Here is a 20,123-nt window from a genome sequence, read left to right on the forward strand (position 1 = left end):
CAAATATAATTATATTCATTGTATAGTATAATTATATTTATAATACTGTTTATCCCTAAATTGACACTCGCACAATCATTACATATAATTAAGTGTTATTAAAACCGCTTTAATGTCAGTGTCTACTCTGATTTTTTTGAGTAGACTTTTATATTATTAAAAAAAATCATAAAAATGTGAAGAAAATGTGAAGAAAAGTGTTGACCTAAAAGACTTTTAATATTAGAATTTAATAATTCATTAATCAAATTTTAATAATTGGTTTTGAAAGATATGGAGGAATGATTGAATGAAAAGAATGTACAGTTTTATTGCTATTATTCTAATTCTGCTCGGAATTGGTTTTTTCCAAGGTAATGGTTTTTCTACCAATAAGACACCACGCGTTGGTATTTTAACCCTTATGCACCATCCTGCACTTGATAAAATTCACGAAGGAGTCGTCGCCGGTCTAAAAGACGAAGGTTATGTTGATGGTAAAAACGTCAAGATTGACTATCAAAATGCACAGGGTGATCAGAGTAATTTAAAGACTATGAGTTCCAAATTAGTTAATGAAAACTCTGATGTCCTAATCGGGATTACTACTCCGGCTGCACAAGCTTTAGCCAATGCTACTAGCAAAATTCCAATTGTGCTTGGCGCCGTTACAGATCCTAAAGATGCCGGCTTAGTAAAGGATAATAAAAATCCTGGTGGCAATATTACCGGAATTTCTGATCAAGCACCGTTAAAGGAACAGCTTCAATTAATTCAAGATTTCATGCCTAACATGAAAACACTAGGAGTTATTTATACTTCCAGTGATAGTTCTGCGGTTGCTGAACAAAAGAAATTCGTTGCCCTTTGTAAAGCCGCTAACGTCAACGTCAAAACCTACTCAATTTCAAATAGCAATGATTTAAATCAAGTCTCACAACAAATGCTAACTGAAGTTGATGCCGTGTTTGTACCAACTGACAATACGATAGCTGGAGCAATGCAAACATTAGTCAACAACGCTAATGCTGCTAAAAAGCCAATTTTTCCAACTGTTGACACCATGGTTAAAGCTGGTGGACTTGCTACTTATAGCATTAACCAATATAAACTCGGTGTTCTTGGTGGCAAAGTAGCTGGTCAAATTTTAAAAGGTAAGATTACTACTAAAGACACCCCGATTACATACATTCGTCATGGGGATGCCACTATTAACTTGAAACAAGCCGAAAAACTAGGAATTACGGTTCCTGCAAAATTCTTAAAAGAAGCACAAACAGACGGGGAGGTCTTTAAATAATGGGATTAATTGTATCTGCTATTGGGCAAGGACTACTCTGGGCTATTTTAGGGCTCGGCTTATTTTTAACTTTCAGAATTTTAGATATTGCTGATATGACCGTTGAAGGTACCTTTCCACTTGGTGCTGCAGTTGGAGTTACTGCCATTGTTAATGGTATGTCTCCTATCGTTGCTACCTTACTAGCAATGTTAGCCGGAATGACGGCTGGTTTAATTACCGGCTTACTTTATACCAAAGGTAAAATTCCAATTTTATTAGCCGGAATTTTAGTCATGACAGCAGCTTACTCAATCAACCTTCGAATTATGGGCAAATCAAACACTTCCTTATTAGGTCATAACACTTTATTAAAGGCCGACTTTTTAAAGGGACTTCCTACCTATTATGATAGCGTTGTTCTGGGGATGATTGTTATCGCCGTAATTACATTATTGTTAGTTTTCTTTCTTCAAACCGATTTAGGTCAAGCCTTCATTGCAACTGGTGATAATGAAAAAATGGCCAAATCATTAGGAATTCATACCGATAATATGAAAATCATGGGACTTATGGTATCAAACGCCATGGTTGGTGGTTGTGGTGCTTTAATTGCTCAAAGTAATGGCTACGCTGATATTAATATGGGGATTGGAACCATCGTAATTGCGTTAGCTTCCATCATCATTGGTGAAGTTGTCTTTGGTGAATTAACTCTGACTCAGCGTTTAGTGGCGGTTACCCTCGGTAGTATTATTTATCGTCTTTTGCTACTTGCAGTCCTTCAAATTGGATTCAGCGCAAACGATCTAAACTTACTATCATCAATCGTCCTTGCAATTTGCATGATGTTACCACAACTCAGCAAAGCTCTTCATCTCGATACTGTCTTTTCAAAGGGGGATAAAGTCCATGACTAACCCAATTCTAGAAATCAAAAATGCAACAACGATCGTTAACAAAGGCACTTCATCCGAAACTAAAATCTTGAAATCAATGAATTTAACGATTAACGAAGGTGATTTTATTACTATCGTTGGTTCTAACGGAGCTGGTAAATCAACTCTTTTCAATATCATTGGTGGTAATTTAGTTGTCGATAGTGGTCAAATATTACTTCATGGTCAAGATATTTCAAAAGAATCTGAAGAATCACGGACGCGCTTTCTCAGTCGGGTCTTTCAAGATCCAAAACTCGGAACGGCTCCACGAATGACTGTTGCTGAAAATTTACTGTTAGCTAAAAAACGTGGTAGTACCCATGGTCTCCACTCAAGAAAGCTAAAGCAACAAATGGACGAACTAACTGCGTATGCTAGTAAAATGAAAAATGGTTTGGAAAAACGAATGAATACCGCTACCGGTAACCTATCTGGTGGTCAACGCCAGTCATTAAGTTTCTTAATGGCTACCTTAAAGAAACCGGATATTCTTTTATTAGATGAGCATACGGCCGCACTTGATCCTAAAACTAGTCGTCAATTACTGATTACCACTGACGAACGAATCAGAGAGGATAACCTAACCGCCTTGATGATTACTCATCATTTAGAAGACGCCGTAAAATATGGTAATCGTTTAATCGTCCTCACCGATGGTAAAATTGTCGCTGATTTAACTGGTACGGAAAAAGAATCACTAACGACTGAAAAATTATATTCATATTTTGAAGAATAAGCGTAAAACATCTAATTATATAATTAGATGTTTTTTTGCACCCACTAAATGATTAACCGCATGAAATAGTTGATGTACATAATGATTGTATTTAACACACACTTGTCCTATACTGAAGCCGTATTCAATTTCATATTCAGGAGGTCAATATCATGATTAAACATAAAGCAATAATGATTGGCGCAGGACTTGCAAACATGTCTGCAGCGGTTTATCTGATCCAAGAAGGTCATTGGTCTGGTGAAAACATTACATTTTATTCACTTGATGATCACGGTTCAAATGACGGTGCACCTACTAATGAAACAACTGACGAATATTGGAACAAAAATCAAAAAATGGCAAATACGACTGGCTACGTTGCACGTGGCGGTCGGATGCTAAACTACCGTACCTATGTTGATTTAATGGATTTACTAGATCGAATTCCCTCAGCAACTGAATCTGGGATGACTGCAGCGGAAGATACTCGTGACTTTGACAGTAAACACCGCACCTTTGATAAAGCACGTTTATTAAAAGGTGGCAAGCATATTATTAATGGTGGTCATTTAGGATTAAATAATAAAGATCGTATTTTACTATCAAAATTAGTTTTAATGCCTGACAAAGACGAAGAAAAATTAGACAACATTTCCATCGCCGAATACTTTAAACATGATCCACATATGTTCCAAACTAACTTCTGGTATATGTGGGAAACTACCTTTGCTTTCAGAACCAAGAGTTCAGTTCAAGAATTACGTCGTTACATGCATCAAATGATTTATGAATTCACTCAGATCGAACACTTAGTTGGTGTCAATCGAACTCGCTACAACCAATATGAAAGCATTATGCTTCCAATTATCAATTACTTAAAAGAACAAGGATGTAACATCATTTTAAACCGACGTGTAACTGACTTTGACTTCTTAGATACCCCAATGCAAGATGAAATTACAGTTACTGGTCTAGAAATGACGAATACAGAAAATGACGAAACAGAATCAATCCCCGTTGATTCTGATACGGCTGTTTTCTTCACCAATGGTTCAATTACTGATTCAGCTACTATGGGTGATTACAATACCCCAGTTTCTGAAAATATGGATTATGGGGCTGCTTCAAGTCTTTGGAAGAAAGCATCCGAACGCTTCTATAATTTAGGTAATCCAGATAAGTTTTTCGCTGATCGTGATGCTAGTGAATGGGTTAGTTTCACTTTAACTACCAACGATCACATTTTGTTAAATGAAATCACACGCATTACCACCCAAGTACCCGGAAATGCCCTTAACTCATTCATTTCAACCACACCAATCACCAAATTAGGTCATGAAGACATTAATATGTCGATTGTGGTCCACCACCAACCTCACTTCACTACACAGAAACCAAATGAAACGGTTATCTGGGGATACTTCCTCTATCCACGTAGAACTGGTGAGTTTGTCGACAAACAATATATCAAAATGACTGGTAAAGATATGTTGGATGAATTACTTGGTCAGTTGGCTAAAGTTGATCCTGGTGAACATAATATTCTTGAAAAGAAATCAGAAATTTATGATAGCGTAATTAACAACATCCCCGTTTATATGCCATACGCATCTGCATTATTTAATAATCGGGCCAAAACAGATCGTCCTGAAGTTATTCCAGAACATTCAACTAACTTAGCCTTCACTGGTGAATTCGTTGAACAACCTTATCAAATGGTCTTCACTGAACAAAGTGCAGTTCGTTCAGGTGAAATTAGTGCTTACCACTTTGCTGGGGTTCCAATGGAAAAATTAGTTAAAAACCCTCGATTTGATAAGGATCCCGTTGTTCTAGCACGAGCCACTAAAAAAATGTTTTCATAAATAAGTAGTTTAAAAACGGAATGTTCTTAATTCCGTTTTTTTGATATGCTACAATAAAATTACCTAACGCGAAAGAAGTGAATTCAGTTTGAATACGGAAGCATCTGTCATTGAACGACCATATATTAATATTACCAATCTAATTTGGAGCTTTGATCAACAAACAAATCAAGTGAATTTACTCTTGGTGAAACGTTCTGAATGGCCATTTGAAAATCAATGGGCCTTACCAGAAACCTTTTTAAGGTCCAATGAAGATGCCGATGAATCATCTTTACGACTCGTTAAAGAAAAAATTGGAATCGAACTCGCAGATTTTCATACTGAACAACTTGGGACTTTTACTCATCAAACTAGATATCCTGGCAGTCGATCACTATCATTATCATATATGACTTTTTTACCCAATATGCCCAAGTTAAATCCCGGTAACGGAACCACCGATGCTTGCTGGTTTGCAATGTCATTTAATGAATTCCAATATACTTTTGCAAATAACAATGACACCTTTGCAACGGCTACATCTGATAATCACGATACTTACTACCAAAAATTAGTTAATCATCAACTACCCGATAATCAACTTGCCTTTGATCACTCTTGGATTTTAAAAATCGCCTGTGATCGAATTAAAAATAAACTAGACTATCAACCAAATATTTTGTTAACTTTGGGTTCTAGTTTTACCTTAAAAATGGCACGTCAAGTTTATGCAATCTTTTTAAAAAAGCACGTGACCGAAATTGACAACTCTAATTTCAAAAAAAATCATCAACATTTATTTACCGAAGTCGGCGTCGTAGCAAGTAACCGTCCTGGAAGACCTGCTCGAGAATATCAACTTTCTTATCTTCAAGTTGATTCATATTAAGCTAAGTGGTATGGTGTACACATTAAAAGTACATTGTACCTTTTTTATTTATCATAATAAAAGTACTTTTTACTTTTATAATAAGATAGAAAAATTTTAGGAGGAATTATCATGTCACGAGCCAATCGTTATTTCATGGCTATCATCGGTACTGCCTGGTTATTCGATGCTATGGATGTTGCCTTATTATCATTTATTATGCCTATTTTAAAGTTAGAGTGGTCACTCACTCCTGGTCAATTAGGGTTGATTAGTGCCTCAACTTCAATTGGTATGGTAGTTGGTGCCCCAATTTGTGGATTGCTAGCCGACAAATATGGTCGTAAGAACGTTCTAATTGGTACATTAATTCTATTTTCTTTAGGTAACATTTTATTAACATTAACTCATAACATCTCCGGATTTATCGCGGTTCGTTTTATCACTGGAATTGGCTTGGGTGGTGAATTACCTGTAGCTGCCACTGCAGTGGCCGATCGCTTTAGCGGGAAAAAGCAAGCTAAAATGTTAGTAATTGCCGATAGTTTTTGGGCAATCGGTTGGATTTTTGCAGCGCTGCTATCGTTTCTTGTTATGCCAAAAATTGGTTGGCGATTTACTATTCTCATCGCATCGATTACTGTTGTTTTTGCCTTTATTATGCGACGTCACCTATCAATTGAACCACATCAAAATCATACTGTTAAACAACATTCAATCTCGGCTCTTTGGCAATCAAAATATCGACGACCATTAATTATTTTAGGTGCCCTTTGGTTCGTCGTGATGCTTAGTTATTATGGTATGTTTTTATGGTTACCAAGTGTCCTCGTTTTACGCGGCCTACCAATTGTTAATAGTTTTGGTTATACCTTGTTAATTAGTATCGCCCAATTACCAGGATACTTTTTTGCGGTTTACCTATTAGGAAAAATTAGTCGTAAACAGGTTTTATTCATTTATTTAACTGGTACGATTATTAGTGCTTTAGCGTTTGGGGGCGTAGGCACTAATACCTTAGTCTTAATTTGTGGAGCTTGTTTATCATTTTTTATGTTAGGAACCTGGGGGACCTTAATCGCGCTTACTCCTAGCCAATTTCCACAAGAAATTCGTGGTACTGGCATGGGAATGGCTCAAGCAATCGGTCGAATTGGCGCTGTTATTGGCCCCTTCTTAGTCGGAATAGCACTTGAATTTAATATTTCAATCACCAGTATTTGGCTTGGTTTTGTTACCATTCTGATTATCGGCGTCTTAATTTTAACCCTTGGAATATCGAAGAATGATAATGCTTATTCGGAGACAATTGCCCATGAAAAATAACATTCTTTACACTCGTGAACTTTTACAACGATTATTAGCAGAAGATTTAGGGCAAGGCGATTTATCCGTTCAGTCACTTCCTAATTCCATTATTTCAGGTTATTTCGAAGCCAAGTCAGACGGCATTTTAGCCGGTCAAACTATTCCGCCAGCAATCTATCAATTATTTTCAAATGACATTACTTATACATCACTGATTGCCGATGGACAGCATATTAAGCTTGGTGATAAATATGGTAAAGTTTACGGACCGGCACATGCCTTACTCTCAGCTGAACGCTTAATCTTAAATTTGACCCAACGCATGAGTGGCATCGCAACGGCTACTAATCTGGCGATTAATAAATTAGCTGATCCAACAATTAAAATCCTTGATACTCGTAAAACCGTTCCGGGTCTTCGTTACTTCGATAAAATTGCCGTCCAAATCGGTGGTGGCCTAAATCATCGAATGGGACTGTATGACTCAGTGATGATTAAAGATAATCATTGGCAATTAATTAATAACTTACCCGAAACTATTAATAATATTCGACTTGATATTGGACCAACTAAAACTATTGAAGTTGAAGTTGAAACGTTAGTACAACTTAAAGCAGCCATTACCAGTAACGTTGATATCATCATGTTTGATAATCAGCATCCCGATACTATCAAAGAATGGCAGCGTCTGGTCCCTAATAATATTAAAATTGAAGTCTCTGGCGGTATCACTCTTGATAATCTCCACGAATATGCACATACTGGTGTTGATTTTATTTCACTAGGCTATTTAACCAATAACGTAACCCCTTTGGATTTATCATTTGAATTAGTATAAAAAAATAACTTAATCACGAAAAATTCGTGGTTAAGTTATTTTTATAAATCAAAGCCATTAAATAACGACATAATTCCAAAGCCGGCAATCACCGCAATAATTAATATACCTGCTAATAAAACATTAAATACGACTCCTAGTCCGCCAAAAACTAACAATAAAATAAACAAGATTGGATGGCGGAAACAGAATTTGATAAAGCCAATAATTAACTTGATAAACAACAAGATAAATACAATAACTCCTACCCCAATTCCAAATTTAGCCCCATCACTCATCGCTAAAGCCATCGGTATAAATTCCATTATTATTCACCTTCATTCTAATATGAACTATAAATTGCTTTCAACGCATTAATATCAGCATCAGTTAACGCTGTTTTACCTTGATCAGTTGGATACATAACCGATTGAATATCATTTGAATGATCTAATCCTAATGCATGGCCTAATTCATGTACAGCAACTGATAATTTAATTGAATTAGTATATTTAATATTTAAACTAGCAATAGCATGATTAGCCGTATATGCACCCCAACCGGTTCTTTCAATAATTGCCGGGCCACCGTGACCTAACTCGATTGAATTTTGAAGCGATGAGGTAGTCATTGTTTTTCGATAAACTGAAAACTTAATTTGGTTTTGTTGGCTAGTCCCCGTACCGGAAACCAGCTTAACAATTCCAGTTTGATTATAAATTTTAATTGCTTGATTAAACTGGTCCTTAACAGCTTGAGAAACATTTTCATCATAGTGATAATAATACGTCGTCGCTAGCGTTTTTCCCTGAACGTTAGTTTCAATTGGGGTTTCGTTAACACCAGCCTGATTCGATGAAGCTACTGAATTTTGATTAATGAGACCAGCAAACCCAACCTTCTCTTTCAGATCATCAATAACTGTATTTATTTGCTTATTTATCTGTGCAACATTTTGTCCGAGTTCAGTATTATCATTGGTAATCGTTGGTAAAAAGATAAATCCTAATACAATTGACAACCACAGTAAATTTGATTTATGTTTCAAAGTGTTCCCCTTATTATCACATTACCAATTAATTGATTAATACTAATGCAAACAGATAAATTCGTAAACAATTTAGCTAAAATTTTACTAATCCTTACACTATTAATTCCACCATAGCTTGACTAGTGCTTGCGTTCCGTCACCCCCAAGCCCATCCTCATCAACAAGTGTTTCATATAACTCCTTGGCTTGCTCAGTTGCTGGTAGTGAAATACCTAATCTATTCGCTTCATCTAATGCGATTCGTAAATCTTTCAGAAAGTGTTTAGCAAAAAAGCCAGGCGTATAATCTTGTTTCAATATGCGAGGTACATAATTATCCATACTCCAATTATCAGCTGCACCAGACTTTAAAGTTGCAAAAACCGCTGTTAAATCAAGCCCAGCTGCTTTAGCATACACCAACATTTCAGTTAAACCGGTCATCGTTCCGGCAATCATAATTTGATTAGCCATCTTGGTGTGTTGTCCACTGCCATAGCCACCAAAACGATTAAATTGTTGACTAATCTGTTCGAAAATTACAGTGGCACTGTTATACGTATCCTCATTTCCACCAACCATAATCGTTAAAGTCGCATTTTTAGCCCCAATATCTCCACCAGAAACGGGTGCATCTAAAATTTGTAAACCATGAATATCAGCATAGTTACCTAATTCAACTGCCAAGCTTGGTGTACTGGTTGTCATTTCAATTAAAATTTGTTGGTTAGTTGCCACAGAAAAAATGCCATTTTCACCAAAATAGACGTCCTTAACATCATTCGGATAACCGACCATCGTCAATACAAAATCATTACCCTGACAAGCTTCCGCTGGTGAATCTGCCCAAGTAGCTCCATTATCCAGTAATGATTTAGCTTTTGCCTTCGTCCGGCTGTACACTGTTACCTCATGGCCAGCTTTCAATAAATTATTAACTATCCCGGTCCCCATAACACCGGTTCCAACAAATCCAATTTTCATTGTAAAAACTCCTTACATTATTCCAAATTGTACACAACGATTTTTTAGCGGTTGTACTTTTCGGTTATTTGGTGTTGCAAAAACTTCATGATATTTTTGGAGCTGCGATTGAGAAACCGTTAATGGATCGATATCGATATACCAGGACACATTTTGTGTTAGTGGCGGTGTCGTTAGTGATCCTTGATAATGATAACAGGAATCATCTACCTTGATAATTGAAGTCAGATCAATTGCTGGTATTTCAGATGAATTCACCTGGTAAGCATCCCATATTTGTTGATAGACTACATTGGCTTCCCCTAATTTTACCAATCGGGCAATTACAAGGGTCTGCCCTTGCTCATTTTTAAAGACTAAATGCCACTCCATTTTAAATTGATGATTATCAATCAAATGTTCAGATGGCAGATGGAAATGTAACTCTTGAAATTTAAAAATAACTTGATTTATGACAATCGAGCCACTACCGATAATTCGAAAACTATTATTTGAATTTTCAATAATCTTGCCTATTAACGGTTGTTGAAATACAAGCCTGACCAAATCTTCATCATTACTCACAATTTCAGGTTGCAAATTAATCGGTGATTGTAATCCACCGACCCCATTTTCCCACTTATCTTGTAATTGATAATCCAGCATTTAGCTATACCTAATTTCATTTAAGATAGTTATATCTTATCTTATAATATCAAGCTAAATCAAGCATTATACGTGTTAATTATAATAATTTGTGATTATATACCGTATTATTTTATAATTATTTTCGGAAGAAAAATGAATTTATTCAATTATTTTATAAATTCAAAAATTTTGATTGTCTCTACTAAAAATACCATTCAATTCTTAAAAAAACGAATTAAATGGTATTTTATGATTTAATTTATAAATTGACAATTATTCTGCTAGTTTTTTTTCAAAATATCTTGCTAGTTTTTCTTTGGGAAAAATACCAGTAATTTTTTCTTTAGCTACGCCATCTTTAAAAACGACTAAGCTTGGAATACTCATTACTTTATATTGTTCCGCAATTGTTTGATTATCATCTACATTAACCTTAACAAAATTAATTTTATGATCAAATTCTGTTTCCAATTGTTCTAAAATTGGATTCATCATTTTACAAGGGCCACACCAAGGTGCCCAAAAATCAACAATAGTTGTTCCTGCAGCTGTTATTTCACTGAAATTTTCTTTAGTTCCGGTCATTGCCATCTGAATCGTCCCCTTTAATACCTTTACGAATAAAGTGAATAATAAACGTAATCATAAACATGATCACTACAAATCCACCAAATACCGCTGATGAAATTTCAATATCAATCATTGGAATAGTTAAAAATAATTTAACAGCGATTAATGCAATTAAAATATACGCCATTGGCTCCAATTCTGGAACTTTTCGCATTAAGTTCATAATGATCACTGCAATTCCTCGCATCGCAAGAATTCCAACCAGACCACCAATTAAGACAATTACGGGGTTCGTTGAAATTGCTAGCGACGCTAACACAGAATCAACTGAAAAGACAATATCCATAATGATAATTTGCATAATTACTGCCCAAAAACGTGATTGTTTTCCACCGGCTTTAACTTTAGTTTTATCATCTTTGCCTTTTTTCTTAAGTTTGCTACTGAAAAATTTATAAACTAGGTACATTAAATATAATGCCCCAATAACTTTTATTTCCCAGATATGAATTAGGTAAACCCCAACCCCAATAATTAAAAACCTAAAGATATATGAACCGATTAATCCATATAGCAATGCTTTCTCTTGTTCTCTCAATGTGGGTAGCACTCTTGCCTGTGTTGCTAATACAATGGCATTATCAACCGACAATAAGCATTCAATTAAGATCAATGACAAGATAATTAACCAATCTTGGCCTGAAGTTACCACTTGTGCCCAATTATTTAAATCAAAAAATGGACCATATAATTTTTCTAAAAGTGACAATTTACGTCCTCCACTAACGTGTTTTAATTAAGACTATAGTGTACTATATTTTGGTTGAAATAGTCTGGATATTTAACATTTATTTTTTTAATCGTTCCTTCAAATGGCAAGACTAACTGTAGCTCATTTCCATGCAACATCATCCTGTCTTCTACATCCGTTGAATTATACAAGGGATCGCCTACAATTGGATGACCTAATGAAGCTAAATGAACTCTAATTTGATGTGTCCGGCCAGTTTCTAGCTCCAATTTCACTAATGAATGCTGCCAATTTGATTGTACAACTTGGTAGTGAGTCCGAGCAGATTGTGATTGTTCGCCATTGATTTTCCGTTTTCGTGGATCATCACTATCTTTTCCAATGTCTGCATCAATCACTCCATTACTTTGAGCTAATTGACCATCCACAATCGCCACATATGACCGCTTTATCTGGTGACTACTAATTAAACGATCCAAAATTGGAACCACAACTGGTGTCTTAGCAATAATCACCGCACCACTCGTCTGCTGATCAATTCGATGCACCATAAATGGTTGTTGCGATGTCACTGCCAAATACGCTGCCGCAAAATTCATTAACGTCCCAGCTTCATTAGCTTGATTGGGATGACTTTTAATTCCAGCCGGCTTATTAACAACCATTAAATATTGATTTTCAAAGATGACGTCTAGTGCTGCGGAATCATCAACAACATAATTAGATGCTGCGGTTCTAAATTCATCACCTTCAAACTTCATCACTACTAAATCACCATTATTTACTAGCGAATTCATCGTTTGATAAGTCCCATTTACTTTGACGTTCTCTCGAATCCTTAAAAAATGAATGTATTTCTTTGGTAGTAGCCAACTTTTTTCAAGTAATTCTCGTAACGAGATTGGATTATTTAGCCCCACGACAGGTTCTTCAATTGTGTATTGCTTATTTAACATCTTCGTCTCACTTAATTTAAATTTTTAACCGCTAATTCATCTTTAACCACATATACTTGTGGCTCAGTTAAATTAAGCATTTCTGGTTTTAACTGTAGTTTAACAATACCTTCACGATGATATGATTGGAAATAATAAGTTTTTGATTCTGCAACCGTCGCTGCCCGATAAACTGAATAAGTTAATTGGTGTTCAGAATTCTTAGGGACACTCACACTATCCAACAGATGCCAGCTACTCACAATGGCTTGTGTTTCATCTTGTGGTTGATCTGCCCGTTCTTTAAAATAGGCCGCCCGAATAAAGCGTGCCCCAGGTGAATATGACCCAGGTGGAATTGATTTACCAGACAAATTACCCGTTGTAACTTTCGGTGTGTTTAACGGAACCACTCCATTATTAAAGTCATCCGTAAAATTAACATAGTCCCCTAACCGTTCAATTTGTCGATCAAAGTTGGGGACATTCGTTACAATTCCCAATGGATTATCAATAATTTTCATTGGCATCTGCGTTGGTTCCACGATAATTGTCCGCCCAGTAACATCTGTAAATGCGAAGTGAAGTTCGGGATTACCATACTTTAAATCACTAAAAGTATCCGCCATTAATTCAATTTCATTAAGGTGTTGTTCTAAATCATCTACAGATTTTACATTACCTAATACCCAAAAAACAAATTCAAATGAAGCAAGTTGGATTTTTGAAGCATCGCGTTGCTCACTATGTTTAGTTCCGTTCGCAAAAGTTAATTTTTGCGCACACAGCCCAAATTCATTCACCCCGTCCGAAACATCTGAACGCGATTTAGTTACTTTTCCGCCACCAATAAATGCATATTTATTATGATACTCGTGATGATCATAGACTGACTGCCATTTAAAATTACGTGGCAAAAAAACTGGACTAGATTCTAAACTAGGCCAATCCATCGTTCGTGATAGTACATGCGTACCATCAATTGCAATTTGATAAATACTTGTACACATCTTAGCCCCTCAATTCTTTCAATGTCTATGCTACCCAAGGCGTTTAATAAATGGTATTGTTATATTGAATTAACACCTGGGGGAATTTTATGCTATCAATAAAAAATTTAAATCATGAATATAATTGGGTTAATGTTCTAACCCCTTCAGAAACTGAAATTGCTTCCCTAATCAATGATTACGGTGTTACTAGTGAAATGTTGGGATATGTTTTAGATCCTGACGAACGCGCACGTGTCGAAGTTGATCCCGATGCCAATATCACTTTAATTATTTTTGATGTTTATTATGAAGGCAATAACGATAATGAGGCACGAACACTCCCAGTTGGCTTAATGCTAACTAAAGGCACTTTGATTTCATTTATGGACGTACATACTAAGTTTGTCAGAGAAATGTTTGAAAGCCAATTAAAAAAATTAGGTTCTGATCCTGTAATTGAAAATCAATTTAGTTTAATTCTCCCCTTATTGTATCGTTTATCGGTTGCATATTTCAAACCAATTAGACTGGCTGATAAAAAGCGACAACAAATTCAAGCAGAACTAAGAATTAAGACTAATCGTAAAGCGATTAATGAATTTATGATTATCGAAACTGGACTAGTTTATATTTTAACTTCAATTAAAGGTAATGTTTCTTTATTAAATGAAATTAAACGACATGCAAAAGAACTTACTAAAGATCAAGCTGATTTACTTGATGATGTCATTGTCGAAGCTCAACAAGGTATGGAAATGGCAACGATGACTTCTGATATGACAGCCCGTTTGTCATCGTCTTATTCTAAAGTCTTAGATATGGAATTGAATAACACGATGCGTTTTTTAACGATTTATTCAATCGTCTTAACTATCCCCGCAATTGTCTTTGGTTTCTTTGGTCAAAATGTTCAAGTACCGTTTCAAAATTCACCAATTGGTTGGGAAATCACCCTAATCATTATGGTAGTTCTTTGTCTTGCTGCTGGTTGGTTGTTAATGCACAACGATTGGTGGAAAAAGCGATAATTAATTACATTAAATAATCGAGCCATTCCTGCTTTAGGAATGGCTCGATTTTTATTATTTTATAAATCCAGGTACATAAAGTAAATCCATTTTATCTAAATATTCAGCAATTTCAACTGAATTCCAGGCAGCGCCCTTTAATAAATTATCCGAAACGTTCCACAAATGAAATGAGCCTTTATTTTCTAAATCAGGTCGGACACGACCAACAAAAGTTTCTCGTTTGCCAACCGCATTAATTGGTTGGGGATAAATTTGGTTAGCCGGATCATCTTCTAAAATATCACCATCAAAATTACGAATGGCTTCATGAATTCCCTCAACTGTGGCACTTTTATCGAGGACTTCAAAATAAACCGATTCACTATGGGCTATTGGTACTGGAACTCGTGAACAAGTAGCAGTTACTTGAATCGCATCACTATTCATATCACCTTCGCACATAATTTTTTTAGTTTCATGAATCATTTTCCATTCTTCGTGGGTATAGCCATCATCTTCAAATACATCTATTTGTGGCAAGACGTTAAATGCTTGTTGATAATGTTTTTTGTCACCTGCTACTGGTAAAATTTCAGGATTAACTGGGTTACCATCAATCACCGCTTGACTCTGATCCATCGTTTCTTGAATGGCTCGATTACCAGCACCTGAAACTGCTTGTAAAGTCGTAACAATAATTCTTCCCAAACCATAACGTTCTCGAATTGGTTCAAGCGACATTACCATTTGAATCGTTGAACAATTTGGATTAGCAATAATTCCTTTATGAGCATTTAAAGCCTCGGCATTGACTTCCGGTACCACCAAAGGCACTTCGGGATCCATTCTAAAAGCTGACGTATTATCCACAACCACTGCTCCACGTTTAACCGCCTCTGGTGCAAATTGTTTAGAAACTGATCCGCCCGCAGAAAATAGAGCCAAATCAATCCCTTCAAATGAATTAGGCGTTGTTTCTTCAACTGTATAGTCTTGGCCTTTAAATTTAATTTTAGTCCCAGCAGTTCTAGCTGAAGCCAACATTTTAACTGACTTAACCTTTAAACTTGATTCTGCCAACATTTGAATCATTCTTGTTCCTACTGCTCCTGTGGCACCAACGATTGCTACATTATACTCACTCACTTAAATAACCCCGATTTTGAAATTTTATTACTATTCACTAGTACTAATAATTTAACTTTTAGTTCGATAATGAACACCATCGTCATCAATAAAACCATATATTTTTTGACTTTCATCATCATTTAATGAGCCAATGCATACCGCTTTTTGACCATCAACTTCAGTTAAATTAAAATGAGATTGCGTAGCAAACTTATGAATCCATTCCATTTCTTCAATAATTATCGTGCTTTTTTCATTTGCTTTACTTAATGTAAATCCATCATCTAAAAATTTTTTAATTAAACGAGACTTAACATACATTCTAAAACTGAATACCCGCGCATTTTGCTCACCGGTACGTTCATTTGATTTAAGATAACCTTGCTTTTCCCAATATCGTAATTGGCGGGTTGAAACATCAGCCATTTCACTAATTTCACCAATTTTAAATTGAAATTTTTGGGTATTATATATTTCGCGAATTATATCATCTACTAGCATAATAGCTCCTATTTGACTTTCAGTTCCATCTCTCGATGTAAAATACCTGCATCTAAAAACTCTGGACCAATCACTTTAAACCCAAGTTTTTCATAAAATGGGATGGCCGTCAATTGGGCACCAAGTACTAATTTAATAATTTTTGGTTCTGCTATTGCACTTTGAATTGAATACTCGATTAACTGCTTTGCATATCCATGTCCACGTGCCGTTTTAACTGTGGCAACTCGTTGAATATGCCATTGGTCAGCTTCCGCTTTTATTCTAATTGTGGTTACTGGTTGATCACCCTGATATCCTACTAAATGATCAGTAATCACATCAAAATCATCACGTTCGAGTTCTTCGGGAACACCTTGCTCATCAACAAAAACGCTTAGACGGATATTAAGCGCATCTTTAAAAATTGGGGAGTTAATATCATTTGTTGTTTTTATCTTCAAAGTCAAATCCTCACTTAATTAATCGATAAAGTCCATTATACTCGTTCCGTTCAACTAACGTGAAACAAATGCTTCTTCAGCTACTTGGTTTGATTATAGAAATCCACCGTCACATCTTGATCCGTAATAATTAATTTGGTAACACTCCCATTAGCTGGACGAACTGATAAATCAAATTTACCTTGACCGAATCGTTCCATTAAACTTAATAATGTATTGCCATGACTAATTAATAAGACGTTATCACCATCGTTTAAATCACGATTATTTCTAATCAAATCAATTCCTTGATCAATTCGTTCCCAGTATTCTTTATTATTTTCAGCATGATGAAATGGATCGGCTTCCTTCATAAAATCTTTTGCTTTACCAATTGAATACTGATCAACGATCGCTTTAAAGGTTGGTACTCCATGTGGTGCCCCAGTTGAATACCATGCAGCATCCATATTGGTTCCTTCAAATGAACCATAAAATTGTTCTCTAAAATATGATTGAGTTTCCGGTACAACTAACTTACTCATCTGATTTTCTTTTAAAATAACTTTGGCTGTTTCTTCAGCACGAGTTGTATCACTTGAATAAGCGGCGGCAAATTGAATTCCAGCAAGCCGTTTTCCCGCATCATGGGCATCGTCAATTCCCTTTTGAGTTAATGGCGAGTTACTCCACCCTTGTAATTTATTATAAATATTGAAATAAGTTTGGCCGTGTCGCACTGCGTATACATTTAATTTCTTCATATTTACAACTTCCTTTTAATTTTATTTAACCTTAGTTTAGTCCACTCATCATGATTTAACCACAAAATATTCATACGCTTGCTTTAGTATTACAATCATCAGAAAGAAAGCAGGTGGCAATCATGGCCGTAATCGAAAACACACTTCAAAAATCAAATATTATTGTATCCGCAAAAATCATTGCCTTAACCAATAAAATGATTACTTTTCTTACCCAAGATGGACAACATTTACTTGTTCCCGTCACACAATCAGAACGTGAAGATATCTTATTTTTACCAACCCTTAAAGATATTTGGCATGCTGAATTATGGATTCCCGTTAATCGTAAATTGCACCAATTACTGCAGTACGACTGGATGGCAGTGCCAACAAACACAAAGGCTTAATATTTCCTTACAAATATGATGAATTCGGATAAGCGTTCTAAAATATGCTAAAATAACAATAATTAAAATGTTCAGAATTTGTGAACCAATAAAATTATTGTGAGGACTGCACCGAATGAAGAAACTTATCAGATTAAAAGACACTAGAATTGGGCTTATGACCATTCTGGTGGTCCTTTTTTGGTTAAAAACCCTTTTTGCATATTTTATGGACTTCAATCTAGGAATTGAAAATGTTTTCCAATTTTTAATTTTACTAATTAATCCACTAGCAACAACTTTATTAACCTTAGGGATTGCACTTTATTTCAAACGTTCACGTTTCTTTTACCCAGTTTTAGGTGCCATTCATTTAATTAATTCATTCCTACTCTATTTGAATGTGATCTACTATCGTGAATTTACTGATTTTATGACCGTCGCAACTATGACTGGTTATTCAAAAGTTAACCAAGGCCTAAGTGGTAGTTCGCTTGCTTTGACTAATTTACATGATGTTTTTTATTGGTTAGATATCGTTATCATTATCTTATTAATGTTATTCCGTAAAATTCATTTTGATCCACGCGCAGTTAATCATCGATTGGCCTTTTCAATTACTTCGATTGCTATTCTAATTTTTGGAGTCAATCTAAGTTTGGCAGAAATGAGTCGGCCCCAATTATTAACTAGAACATTTGACCGGACCTACTTAGTTAAGTATTTAGGTTTAGATTCATTTACCGTTTATGATGCCTTAAAAACAACTCAGACTGATCATTTGCGAAAAACTGCAACTAAGTCTGAACTAGAAAAAGTTAAAGCCTTCACTGATTCACATTATGCTTCACCTAACAAAAGCATGTTTGGCGTTGCCAAAGGACGTAATGTTTTTGTGATTCATTTAGAGAGTTTCCAACAATTTTTAATTGATAAAAAAGTCAACGGTCAAGAAGTCACACCGTTCTTAAATTCTATTTATCACGGATCAAATACGTATGCCTTTGATAATTTCTTCCACCAAGTTGGCCAAGGTAAAACCAGTGATGCGGAAAACTTACTTGAAACTAGTACTTATGGTCTATCACAAGGTTCTTTATTTGCAACATTAGGTAGTGATAACACCTTCCAAGCTGCTCCGGCAATTTTAAATCAACGTGCCGGTTACACTTCCGCCGTTTTCCATGGTAACGTGGCTAGTTTTTGGAATCGGAATAATACCTACAAAAATCTTGGCTACCAATACTTCTTCGATGCTAGTTACTATGATACTTCTGGTGACAAAGCAACCGGTTATGGTCTGAAAGATAAGTTACTATTTAAAGATTCCGTTCAATATTTACAAAGATTACAACAGCCCTTCTACGCTAAATTTATTACTGTTACCAATCATTTCCCATACGATTTAGATGACGAAGATAAAGATAGTAGTTTCACCACCGTTGATACCGGTTCTGATTCGGTTGATAGTTACTTTGAAACTGCCCATTATTTGGATCAATCATTGGAAGAATTCTTTACTTATCTCAAAAAAGCTGGTTTGTATGATAACTCAATGTTCGTCATTTATGGTGATCATTATGGTATCTCAGACACTGAAAATAAAAAATTAGCTACTGCACTCGGAAAATCTTCTGATGATTGGACTAGTTTTGATGATACGCAACTACAACGGGTCCCATTAATGTTCTTAATCCCTAATTCTGGTGGTAATGGTGGTATTTCACATACTTATGGTGGTGAAGTCGATGTCCTTCCAACCATGATGCACTTATTAGGAATTAGTTCTAAACGTTATATCCAATTTGGGACTGATTTATTCTCTAGTGATCATGATCAAGTTGTCGCCTTTAGAAATAAAGATTTCATCACTCCTAATTACACTAGTATTTCGGGTGTGATTTACGATAACAGTACTGGTAAAAAAATCACCCCAACCGGTAAGGTCAAAGCTGAACTTGAGGCTGACCAAGAAAAAGTATCGAAAGAATTATCATTATCTGATTCTCTAAATACGAAAAACTTACTAAGATTCTATACACCAAAAGCATTTAAAGCTGTTGATGCAACATCATATAACTATTCAGATGGTTTAGATAAAGCCATCAGCATTGAAAAGAAACTTGGATCAAAATCAACAAGTGTTTATTCTGAGAATAATAATAAGAGTACCGTTGATGAATACTTTACGGATGCTCCGGAAGCTACTAGTGCTTCAACCGATTCAAACCGAATTAAGATTACCAACCCGGACGATTCTGGAAACTAATTAATCTCAAAAAAA

22 protein-coding genes are annotated in these 20,123 nt (G+C 35.5%); 10 read left to right on the top strand and 12 right to left on the bottom strand.

Annotation, left to right across the window (positions count from 1 at the left end):
* Positions 1–289 precede the first annotated feature (289 nt).
* From trpX to nadC, 7 genes are all read left to right on the top strand, one after another.
* The gene (gene trpX, locus FC70_RS05000) at positions 290–1,279 is read left to right on the top strand and encodes a tryptophan ABC transporter substrate-binding protein (RefSeq protein WP_057889903.1); all 990 of its coding nucleotides are present in this window, start codon (positions 290–292) and stop codon (positions 1,277–1,279) included.
* Positions 1,279–2,178 (top strand): ABC transporter permease, encoded by a 900-nt coding sequence (locus FC70_RS05005; RefSeq protein WP_057889904.1) that lies wholly within the window; start codon positions 1,279–1,281, stop codon positions 2,176–2,178. Before trpX ends, FC70_RS05005 begins: the two co-directional genes overlap by 1 nt.
* Entirely contained in the window at positions 2,171–2,935 is a 765-nt protein-coding gene (locus FC70_RS05010; protein WP_057889905.1) for an ABC transporter ATP-binding protein, read from the top strand. Before FC70_RS05005 ends, FC70_RS05010 begins: the two co-directional genes overlap by 8 nt.
* Positions 2,936–3,087: 152 nt before the next feature.
* Positions 3,088–4,782 (top strand): oleate hydratase, encoded by a 1,695-nt coding sequence (locus FC70_RS05015; protein ID WP_057889906.1) that lies wholly within the window; start codon positions 3,088–3,090, stop codon positions 4,780–4,782.
* Between the two features lie 88 nt (positions 4,783–4,870).
* A complete protein-coding gene (locus FC70_RS05020; RefSeq protein ID WP_057889907.1) occupies positions 4,871–5,653 on the top strand; it encodes an NrtR DNA-binding winged helix domain-containing protein in 783 nt (260 codons plus the stop codon).
* A 111-nt stretch (positions 5,654–5,764) separates the two neighbouring features.
* Positions 5,765–6,958: an MFS transporter gene (locus FC70_RS05025; protein ID WP_057889908.1), complete on the top strand. Its 1,194-nt coding sequence runs from the start codon at positions 5,765–5,767 to the stop codon at positions 6,956–6,958.
* On the top strand, positions 6,948–7,778 hold the full coding sequence (gene nadC / locus FC70_RS05030; RefSeq protein ID WP_057889909.1) for a carboxylating nicotinate-nucleotide diphosphorylase: 831 nt from the start codon (positions 6,948–6,950) through the stop codon (positions 7,776–7,778). Before FC70_RS05025 ends, nadC begins: the two co-directional genes overlap by 11 nt.
* A gap of 41 nt (positions 7,779–7,819) precedes the next feature.
* On the opposite strand, the gene FC70_RS05035 is transcribed toward nadC, so the two are convergent.
* From FC70_RS05035 to FC70_RS05070, 8 genes are all read right to left on the bottom strand, one after another.
* Positions 7,820–8,083, bottom strand: a complete 264-nt coding sequence (locus FC70_RS05035; RefSeq protein ID WP_235804075.1) for a hypothetical protein — start codon at positions 8,081–8,083, stop codon at positions 7,820–7,822.
* A gap of 17 nt (positions 8,084–8,100) precedes the next feature.
* A complete protein-coding gene (locus FC70_RS05040) occupies positions 8,101–8,805 on the bottom strand; it encodes a matrixin family metalloprotease (protein WP_083478648.1) in 705 nt (234 codons plus the stop codon).
* Between the two features lie 102 nt (positions 8,806–8,907).
* Positions 8,908–9,771 carry an NAD(P)-dependent oxidoreductase gene (locus tag FC70_RS05045; RefSeq protein ID WP_057889910.1) on the bottom strand — a complete coding sequence of 288 codons (864 nt, stop codon included), beginning with the start codon at positions 9,769–9,771 and terminating at the stop codon, positions 8,908–8,910.
* A gap of 12 nt (positions 9,772–9,783) precedes the next feature.
* On the bottom strand, positions 9,784–10,416 hold the full coding sequence (locus FC70_RS05050; RefSeq protein WP_057889911.1) for a carbonic anhydrase family protein: 633 nt from the start codon (positions 10,414–10,416) through the stop codon (positions 9,784–9,786).
* 255 nt (positions 10,417–10,671) lie between these two features.
* Positions 10,672–10,989 carry a thioredoxin gene (trxA, locus tag FC70_RS05055; protein ID WP_057889912.1) on the bottom strand — a complete coding sequence of 106 codons (318 nt, stop codon included), beginning with the start codon at positions 10,987–10,989 and terminating at the stop codon, positions 10,672–10,674.
* Positions 10,970–11,737, bottom strand: coding sequence for a DUF475 domain-containing protein (locus FC70_RS05060; RefSeq protein WP_057889913.1), 768 nt, complete (start codon positions 11,735–11,737; stop codon positions 10,970–10,972). The genes trxA and FC70_RS05060 overlap by 20 nt, the downstream gene beginning before the upstream one ends.
* A gap of 23 nt (positions 11,738–11,760) precedes the next feature.
* Positions 11,761–12,675 carry an RluA family pseudouridine synthase gene (locus tag FC70_RS05065; protein WP_057889914.1) on the bottom strand — a complete coding sequence of 305 codons (915 nt, stop codon included), beginning with the start codon at positions 12,673–12,675 and terminating at the stop codon, positions 11,761–11,763.
* An 11-nt stretch (positions 12,676–12,686) separates the two neighbouring features.
* Entirely contained in the window at positions 12,687–13,664 is a 978-nt protein-coding gene (locus tag FC70_RS05070; protein ID WP_057889915.1) for a choloylglycine hydrolase family protein, read from the bottom strand.
* 89 nt (positions 13,665–13,753) lie between these two features.
* Between FC70_RS05070 and FC70_RS05075 the strand changes: the two genes are divergently transcribed.
* A complete protein-coding gene (locus tag FC70_RS05075; protein ID WP_057889916.1) occupies positions 13,754–14,674 on the top strand; it encodes a magnesium transporter CorA family protein in 921 nt (306 codons plus the stop codon).
* 54 nt (positions 14,675–14,728) lie between these two features.
* On the opposite strand, the gene FC70_RS05080 is transcribed toward FC70_RS05075, so the two are convergent.
* From FC70_RS05080 to FC70_RS05095, 4 genes are all read right to left on the bottom strand, one after another.
* A complete protein-coding gene (locus tag FC70_RS05080; RefSeq protein WP_083478649.1) occupies positions 14,729–15,802 on the bottom strand; it encodes an aspartate-semialdehyde dehydrogenase in 1,074 nt (357 codons plus the stop codon).
* A gap of 51 nt (positions 15,803–15,853) precedes the next feature.
* Positions 15,854–16,285: a MerR family transcriptional regulator gene (locus FC70_RS05085; RefSeq protein ID WP_057889917.1), complete on the bottom strand. Its 432-nt coding sequence runs from the start codon at positions 16,283–16,285 to the stop codon at positions 15,854–15,856.
* A gap of 8 nt (positions 16,286–16,293) precedes the next feature.
* Positions 16,294–16,728, bottom strand: a complete 435-nt coding sequence (locus tag FC70_RS05090; RefSeq protein WP_057889918.1) for a GNAT family N-acetyltransferase — start codon at positions 16,726–16,728, stop codon at positions 16,294–16,296.
* An 80-nt stretch (positions 16,729–16,808) separates the two neighbouring features.
* The gene (locus FC70_RS05095) at positions 16,809–17,471 is read right to left on the bottom strand and encodes a histidine phosphatase family protein (protein ID WP_057889919.1); all 663 of its coding nucleotides are present in this window, start codon (positions 17,469–17,471) and stop codon (positions 16,809–16,811) included.
* Between the two features lie 122 nt (positions 17,472–17,593).
* Between FC70_RS05095 and FC70_RS05100 the strand changes: the two genes are divergently transcribed.
* Both FC70_RS05100 and FC70_RS05105 read left to right on the top strand, forming a co-directional pair.
* Positions 17,594–17,860, top strand: a complete 267-nt coding sequence (locus FC70_RS05100; RefSeq protein ID WP_112278644.1) for a hypothetical protein — start codon at positions 17,594–17,596, stop codon at positions 17,858–17,860.
* Between the two features lie 115 nt (positions 17,861–17,975).
* Positions 17,976–20,108 (top strand): LTA synthase family protein, encoded by a 2,133-nt coding sequence (locus tag FC70_RS05105; protein WP_057889920.1) that lies wholly within the window; start codon positions 17,976–17,978, stop codon positions 20,106–20,108.
* Positions 20,109–20,123 lie beyond the last annotated feature (15 nt).

The sequence above is a fragment of the Paucilactobacillus oligofermentans DSM 15707 = LMG 22743 genome, from assembly GCF_001434315.1.
Taxonomy (GTDB): Bacteria; Bacillota; Bacilli; order Lactobacillales; family Lactobacillaceae; genus Paucilactobacillus; species Paucilactobacillus oligofermentans.